Genomic DNA, 14,651 nt, shown 5'->3' on the forward strand with positions numbered 1-14,651 from the left:
CATCCCAATCTTCGAATGAGGCATTTTCGCAGTTCTCACCGCCCCTGTCGCCGCAATGGTCCATCATATCTTTGTGAGGAGCCGTCCGGAAGTGGGCAATCGTCTTTCGGATTCGACGGCCGCCGATGGCCGGAATATCGACCGCGGCGCAAAATAATGACCCGATGCGTTCCCGTTCCGGTGCCGGACAACGAATCGCCCCGGCGTGATCGCAGCCCGCGCCGGTGTGGGCTTGTGTTTTCAGTTTCCCGGCGTCAGAGCCCGGCTGCCTTGGTCAGGTTGACGCGGAAGCGATCCCGGCGGCGCTGGTAGCGGCGGGTCATTTCGGCGGAGGCGTGGCCAAGCTGTTTCTGGATATAGCGTTCGTCCACTTCCGCCGAGGAGGCGAGGCCTGCGCGCAGCGAGTGGCCGGAGAATTTCTGCTCGCGTTCCGCCTCGGACAGGTCGCCGCGCACGCCGGCGGCCAGGGCGGCCCGTTTGATGAGGCGGGCGACTTCCTGGTCGTTGAGGCGCTCCGGGCCGACGTCCTTTCCCCGGCCGCGGACGCGACGAAAGAGCGGACCCCGGATGATCCTGGCGAATTTGAGCCAGGTCTCGACGGCGACGACGGGGCAGGTCGCATCCGACGAACCGCGGCCAACCTCCACCTCGCGCCAGCCGGTCTTGCCGCGCAGGGTGATCAGCATGCCCTTGTCGAAGATTTCGATCCAGCCGCGGCCGTCCTCCGTCTCGCCGCGCGAACAATCGAGGCCGACGATCTCCGAGCGGCGCAGGCCGCCGGCAAAGCCGAGCAGCAGCATGGCGCGGTCGCGCAGGCCGCGCAGGGTGCCGCGGTCGAGCGTTTCCAGCATGGCGATCAGATCCTCCGGCAGGATCGCTTCCTTCTGGCGCGGGGGCGCGGCGTGACGGTTGCGGATGCCGGCCAGCACGGTGGCGATATGGCGGTCGCGGCGGTCGAGCGACATGCCGCGCTGGGCGCAATTCCAGCTGATGGCCGACAGGCGCCGTTCGATCGTCGACACGGTGTTCGGCTTCATGCCGCGTTCGGCGGTGCCGGAAGCGCAGGCGGTGATGTAGAGGCCGACGACCTGCGGGTCGGGGGGCAGGGGAGACAGGTTCTGGCGCCGGCACCAGGTGGAGAAATGCTTCCAGTCCGAGGCATAGGCGCGCCGCGTGTTGGCGGAACTGGCGGCCTCGACATAGGAGCGGGCCCGTTCCGTCAGGCCGGCAAGATGACCCGGAAGGGCACCGCCTTTCGCGTTCTGCGGCTGCGCGGAGAGAGGAAAAGGCGTGTCCCGCGGCATTGAAGACGCGGATTCGCCATCCGGGCGCCCGTCGCCCGTCGCCCGTTGGGCCGCAGCGCTGCCGGCATGCGCCGCCTCGACGAGGCGGTCCGTGCCGCCATTTCGCTCGTCGCCGTCCCCGAATGCCGTTATTTCATTTTCCATTCAGATACGTCCTGTATGTCTTGTTCGTCGCGGCATAGACCACATCGGCGAGGCCGGGATCCGCATAGGCGTTCACATTGGTGGGATGTCCGTCATAACCGCCGACCTTGCAAAGGGCCGTGCCGTTTCGCCACACCATCATCAGGCCGTGCTCTTCTTCCCACCGGCATTCCGCTTCCATCACGACATACCAGCTGGTGTCGTCCTTCCTGCCGTTTTCGAACAGGACGGGCCCGGGGGTCACATGCTTCCAGATGTCGGCGGGGGTTTCCGGCACGCCCATCCGCTCGTCGAGCCAGTCCTCGCCGCCAACGGCTTCGTGAAAGTCGCGGTAGTAGGCAAACACATGGCGGGAGTCCGCCAGCCGGTCCGCGGCGGTGAGCGAGAGAAATGCCTGTAGCGCCGTTGCCGCATCGGGATCGTCGATGTCCTCGGCCAGTTCGACCTCGGCATTGTCGAAATAGGGAACCTGGATCATGGACGTGAAATCTCCACAGCAATGGCTGATATGGATCGAGATGCGGATTTCATACCGGATTCGCCCTCTTCGGATGGAATCCTAGCCTGATTTGGGTGCCGAAGGCGAGGGGTGTCGGATGAAAGGGGCCGGCTTCCTCTTCCACCTGACACCACGATTTCCACCTGACACCACGATGCGGCCGGCGTCTGTCAGCGCGGAATGCCGAAAACCGCCAGGATTTCCTTGACCACGCTGGAGACCGGCCGGCTCGTTCTCGCCCCCTCGGCACGGACCAGTCCGAGTTCGCAGGGATCGAGAAGGGGGAGGCCTTCCGGCGGCACCCGGATTTCGGCATGGCCTGCAATGACGGATGCCGGCAGGGGCGAAACCCCCAGGCCGGCCTGCACCGCCGCCAGCTGGCCGCCGGTCGCCTTGCTGGTGCATACGATTTCGAAGGAACGCTTTTGTTCTTCCAGCGCTTCGATGGCGCGGGCCCGCCATCGGCACCCTTGCTCGGAAACGACGAGCGGCAGGGGGACGGGGAGGTCCGGCCCGGTGCGGCGCACGGCTGAGGGCGGACAGATGGTTTGACCCTTCCGGGCAAAAAGAGCCATTTCCGCACACTAAGTGTGGCGGATCAGCATTGTAACTCATTGAAATATAAAGGCGGCTAAATCGCCAAAGGTGTGCGCATTCTTCTAGGTGTGGCGGGATTTTACGGCCGATTACGTCTCTGCATCATCTCTGTCAGGCCGAAACACGAAGGGTTGCGCTCTTGGTGTATATTTCCCAACAACTCCCTTACTGTACCAATCATCTTTAATTACAGATATAGCATTTCTAAGTTCTATTTTCTCTCTTAGAGAGAGTTTAATGCACTGATGCTCAAAATTCATCCGAAGACGGCGGAAATAGACTAGAAATTCTTCGCGATTCAGATTTTCGGCCTTTTGCTCATCGAATGCTTCCCCGGCAGCAATCTCAGCAGCCTCATACATGAGGTAGATATAATCCTCATCCTCAACGGTGTTGTTCAATGTGAACATATAGTCGAGAGAAATGCGGTACTTTTCGGATGCCTCCACGAGGACATCCATAGGGATCGATCCCCTTTTTTTCCATGAGTTAAGCGTCTGATAAGGAACGCCCAATTTCTCTGCAAGCTCGGCATCGGTCTTCACCGAGAGCTTAAACTTCAACCGTTCCAACACGACTTTGGCGTCAACAATCGCCATAATAAACACCCTTGCAAACTGGTTCGATTTGGACTATTAAATCCTCATAATGAACCAAAAAACAACACATCATAACCGTCCTGAACCCGGCCCGCAACTGAATGCGAGCGTTCGCGGCGCATTTATAACCATTGGTGAAAGCCTTCACTCTTGGTGCAAGGCCAACGGTTATCATCAGCAAAACGTGCGCTCGGCTCTTGTTGGATCGTGGGATGGCCCGAGGGCTGCGGAAATTCGGGCGCAAATCGTAGCATATCTTCGCGGTCGCGGGGCGGGCATATGAGATACATCTCACTGTCCACAATTCGGGCCATAGCGAATGCGGCGGGACTTTCAACACATAAGTCAACCCTCATTCGTCAACTCGCTAAACTTGGTGCCGTTCAAGAAACAGGGATGGCAAAAGGTAATCAGCTTGGTTTCATCTACCAGTATGAAACGCTACCTGTCGCCTTGCAGGGCCTTGTAGATACGCAGACCGACACTGATGGCGATGCAGAGCGCCGTTCTTCTTGGCAAAGGTTCGCTGAGGCCCCTGCCTCACTTCGTGCCGATGCCGAAGCTCGCTACGGAATGCTGAAAGCGGTTGCTGCGCTCATTGCCGAGGGCAAGAGCTTGACGGTTGCCCTCGTTGACGTGGCGAACATACATGGTTCCAGTGTTTCCACCGTCAAACGGGCGTGGAAGGCTGTCAGAGAGGTTCCTGAAGCCGATTGGCTTCCCTCACTCGTCAAGGATTACAAACCTCGCCAGAAAGAGGATATCTCGCAGGAAATCCTCAGCTATTTCTTTGCTGATTATGGTCGAATGGAGCAGCCGCAGGCACAGGCAGTGTGGGAACGCACAGTGCGTGCCGCTGTCAAGAACGGCTGGGGTGAGGTTCCAAGCGCCAAGACCCTGAAACGGCGCTGGGATGCCTTGCCTGCCGATGTCCGAATTCTCTGGCGCGACGGTGAGGAGGCATTGCAAAATGCGCATCCTCACTCCGGGCGTGATCGCTCCGGTATGAAGCCGCTGGACATGATCAGCCTCGACGGACGCGAATGGGACCTTTTCGTCCGGTTGCCCGATCAGCGCATCATTCGCGTATGCGTCGTCATGGTGCAGGACGTGGCCACCAACATGATGCTGTCCTATCACGTGGGCGAGACGGAAAGCGCCGATGCGTATCGTAGGGCGCTCTGCCAGTCATTCGTTACCTATGGCATTGCCAAGGTGGCCCAGTTCGACAACACCCGCGCCGCCGCCAATAAGACGATCACAGCAGGCGCAAAGAAGCGTAACCGCTTCAAGATCAAGGAAACCGATCTCCCCGGTATCCTGCCCCGCGTCGGCTGCGAACCGATCTTTACGAAGCCCTATAACGGTCGTTCAAAGACCGTTGAACGGTGCTTTGCCGAGGTGAAGGAGCGTTCGGAGAAAGACCCGCGTTGCGCCGGAGCCTACACCGGGCGCAATCCTACCGAAAAGCCTGAGAACTATGCGGAAACCGCTATCGATCTCGCCCTTTTCGAGCAGGTCCTTGCCGAGGCCGTCGAGCACTACAACACCCGTACCGACCGCAAGAGCAAGGTGGCTTACAAAATCTCGCACCGTCAGGCCTTTCAAGCCGGACTGGAGACGACACAGGTTCGCCAGTTGGCGGAGTTCCAGCGCCGATACTTCTTCTTCACCGCTATCCGTCGCACGGTGTCACCGTCCGGTACGGTGACTATCGGCAAGCGCCCTCACGAAAACCGTTTCCATCACCCGGAATTGTTGCGTTACGCAGGTCAGGAAATCGTCGTTTTCTATGACCCCGACAATTTGAAAGACCCCGTTTGGGCTGAAACGGTTGATGGCCGATACATTGCCGAACGGATCGTCTGCCTTGAGGCTCGCGGCTTCAATTCCGAGGAAGACGCAAAGGCCTACGCCCGCGAAAAGCGTAATTCTATCAAGGCTACGAAGGCCAAGGCCAAGGCTATCGGGCGCATGTCGCAGATCGAAATGAAGTCGGCCGTTGCGCCGTTGCCTATCAGCACACCGCCGTCGCCTTCAATCATACAGCCCATTTTCACCAGAAAGCCGACGCCCGCTCAGCAGGACAACTCGGCTCTTCTGAGGGAAGTCATCGAACTGTCCCGAAAAGGCAGGGAGATCGAAAAGCGCTTGGTCGGCTTTGACGACTGAGTGTCTGGCCGAAGGCGTCGCAACCGCCTTCGGCCATATCCAAAACCGGAAAGGAATGTGGAATGGACAGCAGGAACACTACAACGCCACCGCCCGAACAGCAACAGGGCGACCCGACAAGGGTTTACGTCTCTACGCCGACCTCCGAACATATTCTGGCAACCTTGATGCTGGCGAAAGAAGACGGCGAGATCGTTTCGGTTTCGGGAATGCCCGGGATCGGCAAGACACAGGCAATGGAGCGCCTGAAAAGCACCGAAACTAGCGTCTGGTATTGCCAGTTTTCCGACGATATCGGGAGCGTGTTCGCGACCCTGACGGAAGTCGCCAAGGCGGTGGGCATTACCGAAGTGCCGAGCAAGCCCGATGACGTTCGCCGCCAGATCGTCAGTCGTGTTCAGGGAACGGAAGGCATCATCCTTTGCGATGAGGCCCAGCACCTGAACAGCAAGGGGTTCGAGGTCATCAGGACCATTCATGACCGTAGCGGTGTTGCCATCGCCTTCTGCGGCCATCTGGACCTTGCCGACAAGATCGCCCGCCTTCCGCAACTCGCGGGCCGTATCACGGCTCCCTTGCGGATCGGTGCGGCCCGTGCCGAAGATGCCGATGCCCTCTTTGACGCATGGGGCCTGACGGACAGGCGATCCCGCGAGTTTCTGCGCGCTTTTGCCAGCAACCCGACGGGATTGCGCCGGATCGCGAAAGCCTTCCGTTTGGCTCGCCGAATGGCATTGGCCGCAGGGAACCCCGTCACTTTCGAGCATGTCCGCAAGGCGTGGGCATCCCTCCAAGAAACCGTCATCGAAGCGTGAGGACCGGATATGTCTACCACTGACCACCATGTTGAAATGCCCGCCTCGCGTGGGTTCAACCGCGACACCACCTCCCGCGTCGGCGGGCAAGATGTGTTGAACCTGAGGCCGCTCCCCAATCGCCTTGGCTACAATGGCCCGTATTATGGGCATGCCGCCATGAAGGCCGTTGATTGGGATTGTGACCGCATCGAAGGTCACTCCGGCCTTTTCCGCGACGTGGAAACGTTCGAAGCCGATCTCCGCAAGGCGATTACGGTCATTTGGGACGAGATGACAGCCTTGAGCATCATCCGCCATCGCATTGCCGAAGGGGCGGAACAGCCCGAAACCGCGATGGAACAGGCCACTTATGCCCTGACAACGGCATTCCAGTACATGCAGGAAGCCTATCTCGTTACCGAAATCCTTGATGAACGGGAGCGGCGGCGGCTGAGAGAGCGCGATGCCAAGGACTTTCTGGCGCTCATCCCCACCAAACCACGTGAGCAGATGACGTCCTTGGAATGCCTTGCCGAGGAAGGCGAACTCACATGGAAAATCTCGGCTCTACTGGATCGTATGGGGCAGACGCGAGGCGCGAAATACGATTGGCCCAAACCCGGCGTTGATCAGTTGAAGGAACTCACCGGGCGGCTTGAGAAGGCGCTCATGCCTCCGACCACCGAGGAATTGGAAGATATGCCCGACGACGCTCTTAGCGCCGAACTGCGGGCGCTCGAAGAGAAAATCAGCGATATGCGCCAGTCCGTTTCGCTGATTCACGCCCTCCGCCTGATCAGGCGCAACCGTTCGCAGGAAGACAAAGGAGCATCCTATGCAGGAGCATGAGTTGGAAGACGCATTTGAAGGCGATGAGAGCGTATGCCATGCCGATACGGTAGGTGGCTTGCGGTCTTCATTGGCTGGGCTTGCCGATGAGCTGGACGATTACATAGCGCAGGTGCGCAGTTTCCTCCCGGTTGTCGCAAAGCACTATCTCAGCCCGGATGATAGTTTGCCTGATCTGTATGCGGCGGCTGTGTCGCTTCTCTATACGACCGAAGAGCATATGGGGCGTATCGCCTCAGAACTCGCCGTCATCAAGCAACATCCGATCTTCTTCCGGAGAGAGCGCGATGGCAAGGAATAGCGCCGTCGCACCTGCGACGAAAAAGCAGATCGCCCTTCTTCACGTGGCCAAGCGCGAACTGGGGCTGACCGACGAAGACTATCGGGCCATTCTGGCCCGATACGGCCATTGCGACAGTGCCGCCGATCTCAACGCCTCCGGCTTCACCAGCGTCATGAAATACATGGCGGCGCTGGGCTTCAAATCGACCTCTGCATCGTCTTCGGGCTTCGGTGAGCGCCGTGGCATGGCAAGCCCTGCGCAGGTCGATCTCATCCGGGCGCTATGGCTGAAATACCATAGCGAGGGAGACGAGAAGGAAACGGCCCTCAACAACTGGCTGTCCCGTTTCCACAAGGTATCGGCTCTCCGGTTCGTTGATGTCGCCAAGGCCTCGAAGATCATTACTGCCCTCAAGCGGATGACCTCACGGCAGAAAGACGGGATTTGAAGCTGCTTCAAAGGCCGTAGAGCGCGTTTCCAACCCGGAACGATGCTCTGCGGCCTTTTCTCATTCAAGCGCCCCTGTGGGCCAGAAATCGAAGGAAAGCACATGCCGAAGAAGATCAGGTACTTTGACATTCAGGTGGCGAAGATCGACCGCCAGAAATACGCCGTGGTGCCGCTTCACGAATACGAGGCGTTCGTCCGTGAAAACCGGCTGCGTAAAGCCCAGCGTCGGCCCAGACCGACGAAAATCAACGCGAATCCCGAGATAGCGGCATTCCTCGCGTCGGTTCTCGGCACGATGCCCGTCGATGAAATCTTCTTCCAATGCCGCATCCGATTTGGTGAAGAAAACGCGCCGAGCGTGAAAAGGATATATGCCCATTGGGCGCGGCTTCGTCGGCAAGCCGCCCTCAATGATGAGCAGGCGATGACGAACCGCGCCTTGTTTGGCGGTGCATTCGGTCCACATGCGTCAGCGGTCGATAAGAACCCAGCACTGGCCGAATTCCTCGCGACGACACTCGGCACCAAGCACATTGATGATGTCATTGCCGAATGCCAGGCGCGGTTCGGAGCCGAGAACGTTCCGTCCAAGTCCGCCATATACCGCCACTGGACGAAGCTACGCCAGCGGCCCACACGAACCGTCACGATGGAGAACGAGCATGAATAAGGGTGTTGGCAGCATCATGGGCTTGGAGCGGTGCCTGACCTGCAATAAGCTGGCTCTTCACGAGGACACGATCACAATTCCTGTTTCGGAGTACGAGGCGATGAAGGCTGCTGCTGATACCAGCGTCCAGCGCAAGAAGATCGCCAGCTACCGCGCTATCTCCGGTTCCAAGATCGCCAAAAATCCAGAGATGGCGGAATTCATCATCGAGTGCGCCGCGACGATGACGGTTGCGCAGGTCACGGCGGCTTGCAAGGAACGTTTTGGCAATGCCACGCCGTCATGGTCCACGATCTTCCGGTTTCTCGATGCCATCAAAAAGGGAGGGAGATAGGATTTGAGGGCGTTTTCTTTACTTCATGCGGAATTTTTATACTTCCGCCCACGAGCCTCCCAAACGATCCCATCCCCGTTTGAATATGACCGGATATCATTGGATGATCCCGCATGATCCCAGGTCAAACCATCTGTCCGGCAGGGTCAAACCATGTGACTGTACAAAACGGCCCACACCAGCGGTTCGGGCTGGAGGCGAATGGCGTCGGCGGGCAATCCCGCGCCGCCATCGGAAAGAATGGCGAGATCGAAGGATCGCGACCGGGTCGATTCCAGCAGTTCCGACGAATAGGCCACCTTCAGCGCGATCCGCAATCCCGGATGGACGGCGGCGCAGCGGCGCATCAGTTCCGGCATGCGCGCGAGCCCGACGTCGTCGGTAATGCCGAGCCGCACGTGGCCCGTCACCAGTTCGCGCCCGAAGCGGTCTCCCACCTCGCCGGCCAGCGAGAGAAACCGCCGGGCGAAATCCGCCAGGGCTTCGCCCTCCGCGTTGGGGACCAGCCCCTTGTGCGACCGCACGAAGAGCTGCCGCCCCAGTTGCTCCTCCATCCGCCGGAGCTGTTTGCTGACGGCCGAGGGCGTCAGCCCCACCGCGTTCGCCGCAGAGCGCACGGAGCCGAGTTCCGCGACGGCCAGCACGACCCGCATGGCGTCCGACCGTAAAACCTGGCGCACCACCGGCGAAGCGTCGGTGTGTCCTGTCGGTTCATATATCGATGACAAGGTTTCCATAGACGACATGGTATTTCCGGCATAGCTCTGGGGCAAGGCGGCAAAGGACGCCGCCGTCCCCGGCGGCCCCGACGTCCGCAGCCTGCGCTTTTGCTCGAAACGCTCCGGGAGCCACGATGATCCAAGGTCCGCATTCGCCCGCCCCATCGTCCCCGGCCATCCCGGTGCCGGCAGATGCGAGCCGGCGGGGAGCGCTGTCGCTGATGGCATTCGGCACGCTGGCCATTCCGGTCATGGATGTGATCGCGAAGGTGCTCGTGACCGACGGCCTGTCCGGCTGGCACGTCGCACTGGCCCGGTTCGTGGCCCAGGGGCTGTTGACTCTCCTGCTCATGCCGCTGATGGTGGCGCAGGCAGGTGCCGCCGGCAAGGGCGGCGTGATCCGCCCGGTCGTCGACGATCTGAGGGCGGCATGCACATGGACGAATGCAGCCCGCGGCGTCGCGCTCGCCTCGGCGACGGGGCTTTTCTTTTCGGGGCTGCGATACCTGTCGTTGCCGACATCGACCGCGATCCTTTTCCTCACGCCCCTGATCCTCACCCTGCTTGGTGGCGTGGTGCTGCGCGAGCGTGTCAAACGCGGCACCGTGCTGCTGTGCCTCACCGGATTTCCCTGTGTTCTGCTGATCACCCGGCCGGGCACGGATGTGGTGGGTATGGCGGCATTGCTTCCCCTCATGGCCGCCTTCTGTTTCGCCGGCTACTTTCTCCTCACCCGCATGGCCGCAAAGCAGGGCTCACCCCTCGCGATGCTCGTCGTGGCCGCCTTCACCGGCGCGGTGTTCCTGGCGGCGGTCACGGTGTCGATGGGCGCCGTGCATGGCGATTCGGGGAGGATTTTCCAGCCGCTCGACGGCAGCGCATGGTTGGCGCTGGCGGCGATCGGCATCGTCTCGACCGCCGCGCATGTGGCCATCACCGTCGCCTTTTCGCAGGCACCGGCATCCAGCCTCGCCCCGCTCAACTACCTCGAGATCGTCTCGGCGACGATCCTGAGTTTCCTCGTATTCGGCACGTTGCCCGATATGCCGGCCGTGGTCGGAGCGGTTCTGATCGCCCTGATCGGCCTGAAGATCGTGCGCAGCGGCTGACATGCGCATCGATACGGTTTTCGCCGTCCCGAATGGACCGATCCGGAGAGAGACATGAAGACGATTGTTCGCTGGTGCGACTGGCAGGGAAACGGTCTCGAGCATTGCTACATGCGAGAAGGCCCGGAAGGCCTGCTTCTCGAGGGCGTCGTCGCCGGCACGCGCGAAGGCCTGTACGGCGCCTGCTACACCGTCAGGACCGTCGCCGATTTCCGCACGCGCGAAGTCAGGGTTTCCTATGTGGACGGCCCGCAGCTTCACGTCACGGCGGATGGCGAGGGCCACTGGCATGACATGATTGGCCGCGTGTCCATTCCGGCACTCGACGGGGCCATCGATGTCGATATAGGCGTCACGCCGGCGACGAACACCTTGCCTGTCAAACGCCTGCGGCTGGAGCCGTGCCAGAGCCGCGACATCGTCGCGGCCTATGTCCCCCTGCCGGCGCAGGTCGACGGACCCTTTCTCCCCAGACCCGCGAAACAGCGCTATACCTGCCTCGTCGCGAACCGCCGCTACCGGTACGAAGGTTTGTTCCGCGGCTTCAGCGCCGAACTGGAATTCGATGCGGCCGGCCTTGTGCTGGACTATCCGGACACGTTTCGCCGCATCCTTCCCGCATGAAGCCTCGATCCCGTCGCAGGCGAGGGGGAGCCGTCAGGCAGGCGGCCGCGCGGTGCAGGCATTGCGCTCCCTGACGGCCTCGCGCAGCAGCCAGTTTCGAAAGGCGGCGGCGTTTTCATGCTGCGATTCGCGTTCGGATTGCACCACCCAGTAGCCTTCGCCGGATCGGACGGGCGGCCCGAAGGGCGTGTGCAATTCCCCGCGCTCGATCTCGCGTTTCACGAACTGGGGCGGGACGACCGCCAGGCCGATGCCGTTGACGGCCGCCTGGATCAGCAACTCGCTCGTCGAGAGCCGGACGCCCTGGATGCGGCCGCTGTAGTTGAGCTTGGAAACCCTCAGCCAGATGAGCCACAGGCTGGGCCGGCTGGCATTTTGCAGGATCGGATAGCGCGCGAAATCCAGCGGCTCCTGCGGACTGCCGGGCGGAACGATCTTCGGGGAGGCAACGACGACCAGTTCCTCGTCGAACAGCGGCTTGGCGCGCGCGTCGGGCCAGGTCCCGAAACCGCGCATGATGGCGATATCGATGCCGTCGTTCCTGAAGTCGGGTTCGGCCCCGAGCGTCGTTATCTCGACCGGAATGTCGGGATGCTCGCTCAGGAAGCTGCCGAGCCGGGGAAGGAGCCAGCGCGTTTCGAGCGTCGGCGCCGCGCCGATCATCAGCGACGCATCGGCCGTGCGGCCCCGCACCGCATCCATCGACACCTCTTCCAGCCTGTTGAGGTTTTGCGTGATTTCCAGGAAGTATTTGTTGCCGAGGCCGGTCAGGGTGAGGCGCGAGCCGATGCGCTCGAACAGCCGGATGCCGAGGAACGTCTCCAGATTCTGGATCTGGCGGCTGATGCCGCTCTGGGTCATGCCCAGCTCCTCACCGGCCTTGGTGAAGCTCTGGTGCCGGGCGGCAGCCTCGAAGGCCTGGAGCGCCGACAGGGAGGGAAGAAAGCGTCGCATGAAGGTCGCTCCGGTTGCCATCATGACGATTACTCATGACGAACCAACTTTTCAAGTTTTGCGTTTTGAAGGGAATTGATCCACAAATAGGCACTCGCTATCGATGCACAAAAAATAAACAGACGCGGGCGGGCCAGGTGGCGGCTATCGGGTATGATGCACCTGCCGTGAACCAGACAATACAAATGTCGAATACAAAAGAGGGGAATGCAAAATGATGAACAGACGAGATTTTGCGGGACTCATCGGGCTTGCGGGCACGGGAGCGGCCGTTGCGGCGCTTGCCACGCCGGCCGTGGCGCAGTCGTCCGTAAACGAATCGACTTTCGACAAGATTCGCCGGACGAAGAAGCTCCGCATTGCCGGCATTCCGGGCACGGAACCCTATTACCACAAGGATCTCATCAGCGGCGAGTGGTCGGGCTTCTGCATCAGCATGGCCAAGGATCTGGCTGCCTCGCTGGAAGCCGAGATCGAAGTCAGCGAAACGACCTGGGCCAATGCGGTGCTGGACCTGCAAGCCGACAAGATCGACATCATGTTCGGCCTCAGCCCGACGCCGACGCGGGCCCTGATCGTCGAGTTCACCCGCCCGATCATGAACAATACCTTCACGCTGGTCGCGCGTTCGGGCATCGAAGGCGAGACGTGGGAGGATTTCAACAAGCCGGAGTTTCGCGTCGCCGTCGATATCGGTTCGACGCAGGATACCTTCGCCCGCAGCGCGCTGCCCAAATCGACGCTCAACGCGCTTCCGACCTTCAACGACGTGACGGCGGCGCTCGTGTCCGGCCGTGCGGACCTTTCCGTCCAGGTGGCGATGAACTCGCTCGCCACGGTCAAGAAGAACCCGTCGGTCGGCACGATCATCGTTCCGACCCCGATCAGCGCGCAACCGACCTGCGCCGGCGTCCGCGCGGACCCGGATGGCCGCTTCCTGCGTTTCGTCGACAACTGGCTCGAATACAACCGTTCGCTGGGAGCGATGAAGACCTGGATCGTGTCGAGCCTTTCCCTCGCGAACATCAAGCCGGAAGACATCCCGGCAAGCCTCACGTTCTAAGGTGCGATGGCGCCCGTCGGAAACGAGGGGCGTCGCTTCCCGAAAGAAAGAATGGGTCGGCAAGGTTTCGATGGTCATGCCCGTGCGCAGCGCCCCGCCCCTGGGGGTCATCATGCTCGACACCCGTTTCGAGCGCCCGCCCGGAGACGTGGGCAACGCCTTGAGCTGGCCTTTCCCCGTGCTCTACCGGACGGTGGCGGGCGCGACGGCGCGCTCCGTCATCGACGGCAGGGAGGAACGGCTTCTCGATGCTTTCGTGGAAGCCGGCGAGGATCTCGGGCGGCAGGGTGCATGTGCGCTCGTCACCTCCTGCGGTTTTCTGGTGCGGCGGCAGTCGTATCTTGCCGCACGGTTGAAACTGCCGCTGGCAACCTCCAGCCTGTTGCAGATTCCGGCCGTGCAGCGCCTGTTGCCGGCGGGGAAAACGGTGGGGGTCGTCACCTATGACGAACATTCGCTGACAGCGGCGCATTTCGCCGAAGCCGGCGTGGCCGAACCGGTGCTGGTCGCCGGCCTGCCGAAAGGCGGCCGTTTCCACGAGATGATCGAGGGAGAGGTGCCTTACCGGAGGGAGATGTTGGAAGAGGAGCTTCTCGGCACGGTCGCAGCCTTGCTGGCGCGATCGTCCGGAATCGGGGCGATCGTGCTCGAATGCACCAATCTGCCGCCGTTTTCGCCGGACATCGCGAAGCGTTTCGGTCTGCCGGTCTTCGATGTTCTGACGCTTGGACGGTGGCTGCATGCCAGCGCCGCCATGCTCGGGCGCACCGTCGCCCAGGAAAAATAAAGGGGTCATCCGCACCATGCCGTATCAATGGGACTTCAGCTTCCTGCTGCAATACAAGTCGCTGATCTGGACCGGCGCGCTCTACACCATCGGCTTCACGATCTGTACGGCGATTTCAGGCCTCGCCGTGGGCTGCGTCATCGCTCTGGCCAACCTGTCGAATGCGCGGGTCGTCAAGGTCATCGTGACGGGTTTCATGGAGATCTTCCGCTGCACGCCGGTGCTGGTCCAGCTCATCTGGTGCTATTATGCCCTGCCCATACTGGTCGGTATCGAACTCTCGCCCGCCATTGCCGCCTTCATCACGCTCACGCTTTACGGGGCGTCGTTCTATGGCGAGATCATTCGCGGCGGCATCGTTTCCGTCGATGCCGGCCAGTGGGACGCCGGGCGAGCGGTGGGCATGCGCCGTCACCAGCTCATGCGGCGGATCGTCATGCCACAGGCGTTCAAGCGCATGATACCGCCGCTGGTCAACCAGACCGTTCTCCAGCTCAAGAATACCTCGCTGCTTTCCGTCCTTGCCGTTCCGGACCTGCTCTATCAGGGACAGCTCATCAATTCGGCGACCTACAGGCCGCTGGAGACCTACACGATGATCGCGGTGATCTACTTCATCATTCTCTTCCCGCTCACCCGCCTGGCCCACCGGCTCGAGGCCAGGGTATCCAGGTAAGACGGACAGGAAAGGCGGACC

General features: G+C 61.0%; 18 protein-coding genes. 12 read left to right on the top strand and 6 right to left on the bottom strand.

The features are described from left to right. Positions 1–254: 254 nt before the first annotated feature. The 4 genes from NOF55_RS00115 to NOF55_RS00130 all read right to left on the bottom strand — a co-directional run bounded on the left by NOF55_RS00115 (position 255) and on the right by NOF55_RS00130 (position 3,143). Complete coding sequence (locus NOF55_RS00115; protein ID WP_306410153.1) at positions 255–1,304, bottom strand: site-specific integrase; 1,050 nt, start codon at positions 1,302–1,304, stop codon at positions 255–257. Positions 1,305–1,437: 133 nt separating this feature from the next. Beyond that, positions 1,438–1,926, bottom strand: a complete 489-nt coding sequence (locus NOF55_RS00120) for a DUF6985 domain-containing protein (RefSeq protein ID WP_306409291.1) — start codon at positions 1,924–1,926, stop codon at positions 1,438–1,440. A 191-nt stretch (positions 1,927–2,117) separates the two neighbouring features. Then, complete coding sequence (locus NOF55_RS00125) at positions 2,118–2,522, bottom strand: LysR substrate-binding domain-containing protein (protein WP_306409292.1); 405 nt, start codon at positions 2,520–2,522, stop codon at positions 2,118–2,120. A gap of 111 nt (positions 2,523–2,633) precedes the next feature. Further along, positions 2,634–3,143: a helix-turn-helix domain-containing protein gene (locus NOF55_RS00130; protein WP_306409293.1), complete on the bottom strand. Its 510-nt coding sequence runs from the start codon at positions 3,141–3,143 to the stop codon at positions 2,634–2,636. A 396-nt stretch (positions 3,144–3,539) separates the two neighbouring features. Here NOF55_RS00130 and NOF55_RS00135 point away from each other — a divergent pair, with 396 nt between their 5' ends. The 7 genes from NOF55_RS00135 to NOF55_RS00165 all read left to right on the top strand — a co-directional run bounded on the left by NOF55_RS00135 (position 3,540) and on the right by NOF55_RS00165 (position 8,698). Continuing rightward, positions 3,540–5,315, top strand: coding sequence for a transposase domain-containing protein (locus NOF55_RS00135; protein ID WP_306409294.1), 1,776 nt, complete (start codon positions 3,540–3,542; stop codon positions 5,313–5,315). Between the two features lie 62 nt (positions 5,316–5,377). Then, positions 5,378–6,130 (top strand): AAA family ATPase, encoded by a 753-nt coding sequence (locus NOF55_RS00140; protein ID WP_306409295.1) that lies wholly within the window; start codon positions 5,378–5,380, stop codon positions 6,128–6,130. Between the two features lie 9 nt (positions 6,131–6,139). Beyond that, the gene (locus NOF55_RS00145; RefSeq protein ID WP_306409296.1) at positions 6,140–6,961 is read left to right on the top strand and encodes a hypothetical protein; all 822 of its coding nucleotides are present in this window, start codon (positions 6,140–6,142) and stop codon (positions 6,959–6,961) included. Further along, complete coding sequence (locus tag NOF55_RS00150; RefSeq protein WP_306409297.1) at positions 6,948–7,262, top strand: hypothetical protein; 315 nt, start codon at positions 6,948–6,950, stop codon at positions 7,260–7,262. Before NOF55_RS00145 ends, NOF55_RS00150 begins: the two co-directional genes overlap by 14 nt. Beyond that, complete coding sequence (locus NOF55_RS00155) at positions 7,249–7,692, top strand: regulatory protein GemA (RefSeq protein ID WP_306409298.1); 444 nt, start codon at positions 7,249–7,251, stop codon at positions 7,690–7,692. The genes NOF55_RS00150 and NOF55_RS00155 overlap by 14 nt, the downstream gene beginning before the upstream one ends. A gap of 102 nt (positions 7,693–7,794) precedes the next feature. Then, positions 7,795–8,364 carry a hypothetical protein gene (locus tag NOF55_RS00160; protein ID WP_306409299.1) on the top strand — a complete coding sequence of 190 codons (570 nt, stop codon included), beginning with the start codon at positions 7,795–7,797 and terminating at the stop codon, positions 8,362–8,364. Then, complete coding sequence (locus NOF55_RS00165; protein WP_306409300.1) at positions 8,357–8,698, top strand: hypothetical protein; 342 nt, start codon at positions 8,357–8,359, stop codon at positions 8,696–8,698. Before NOF55_RS00160 ends, NOF55_RS00165 begins: the two co-directional genes overlap by 8 nt. A gap of 146 nt (positions 8,699–8,844) precedes the next feature. Here the strand turns inward: NOF55_RS00165 and NOF55_RS00170 are convergent, their stop codons facing one another. Continuing rightward, positions 8,845–9,444, bottom strand: a complete 600-nt coding sequence (locus NOF55_RS00170) for a LysR family transcriptional regulator (RefSeq protein WP_306409301.1) — start codon at positions 9,442–9,444, stop codon at positions 8,845–8,847. Positions 9,445–9,638: 194 nt separating this feature from the next. Between NOF55_RS00170 and NOF55_RS00175 the strand changes: the two genes are divergently transcribed. Both NOF55_RS00175 and NOF55_RS00180 read left to right on the top strand, forming a co-directional pair. Beyond that, positions 9,639–10,526: a DMT family transporter gene (locus tag NOF55_RS00175; protein WP_306409302.1), complete on the top strand. Its 888-nt coding sequence runs from the start codon at positions 9,639–9,641 to the stop codon at positions 10,524–10,526. A gap of 54 nt (positions 10,527–10,580) precedes the next feature. After that, positions 10,581–11,150 (top strand): putative glycolipid-binding domain-containing protein, encoded by a 570-nt coding sequence (locus NOF55_RS00180; protein ID WP_306409303.1) that lies wholly within the window; start codon positions 10,581–10,583, stop codon positions 11,148–11,150. A 33-nt stretch (positions 11,151–11,183) separates the two neighbouring features. On the opposite strand, the gene NOF55_RS00185 is transcribed toward NOF55_RS00180, so the two are convergent. Beyond that, the gene (locus NOF55_RS00185; protein ID WP_306409304.1) at positions 11,184–12,104 is read right to left on the bottom strand and encodes a LysR substrate-binding domain-containing protein; all 921 of its coding nucleotides are present in this window, start codon (positions 12,102–12,104) and stop codon (positions 11,184–11,186) included. 214 nt (positions 12,105–12,318) lie between these two features. Here NOF55_RS00185 and NOF55_RS00190 point away from each other — a divergent pair, with 214 nt between their 5' ends. The 3 genes from NOF55_RS00190 (at position 12,319) to NOF55_RS00200 (ending at position 14,630) form a co-directional block, all read left to right on the top strand. Then, a complete protein-coding gene (locus NOF55_RS00190) occupies positions 12,319–13,167 on the top strand; it encodes a transporter substrate-binding domain-containing protein (RefSeq protein ID WP_306409305.1) in 849 nt (282 codons plus the stop codon). 76 nt (positions 13,168–13,243) lie between these two features. Then, the gene (locus NOF55_RS00195; RefSeq protein ID WP_306410154.1) at positions 13,244–13,954 is read left to right on the top strand and encodes an aspartate/glutamate racemase family protein; all 711 of its coding nucleotides are present in this window, start codon (positions 13,244–13,246) and stop codon (positions 13,952–13,954) included. A 16-nt stretch (positions 13,955–13,970) separates the two neighbouring features. Next, the gene (locus NOF55_RS00200) at positions 13,971–14,630 is read left to right on the top strand and encodes an amino acid ABC transporter permease (protein ID WP_306409306.1); all 660 of its coding nucleotides are present in this window, start codon (positions 13,971–13,973) and stop codon (positions 14,628–14,630) included. The last annotated feature ends 21 nt before the right edge of the window (positions 14,631–14,651 follow it).

The organism is Ectorhizobium quercum (genome assembly GCF_026552795.1).
GTDB classification, from domain to species: domain Bacteria; phylum Pseudomonadota; class Alphaproteobacteria; order Rhizobiales; family Rhizobiaceae; genus Ectorhizobium; species Ectorhizobium quercum.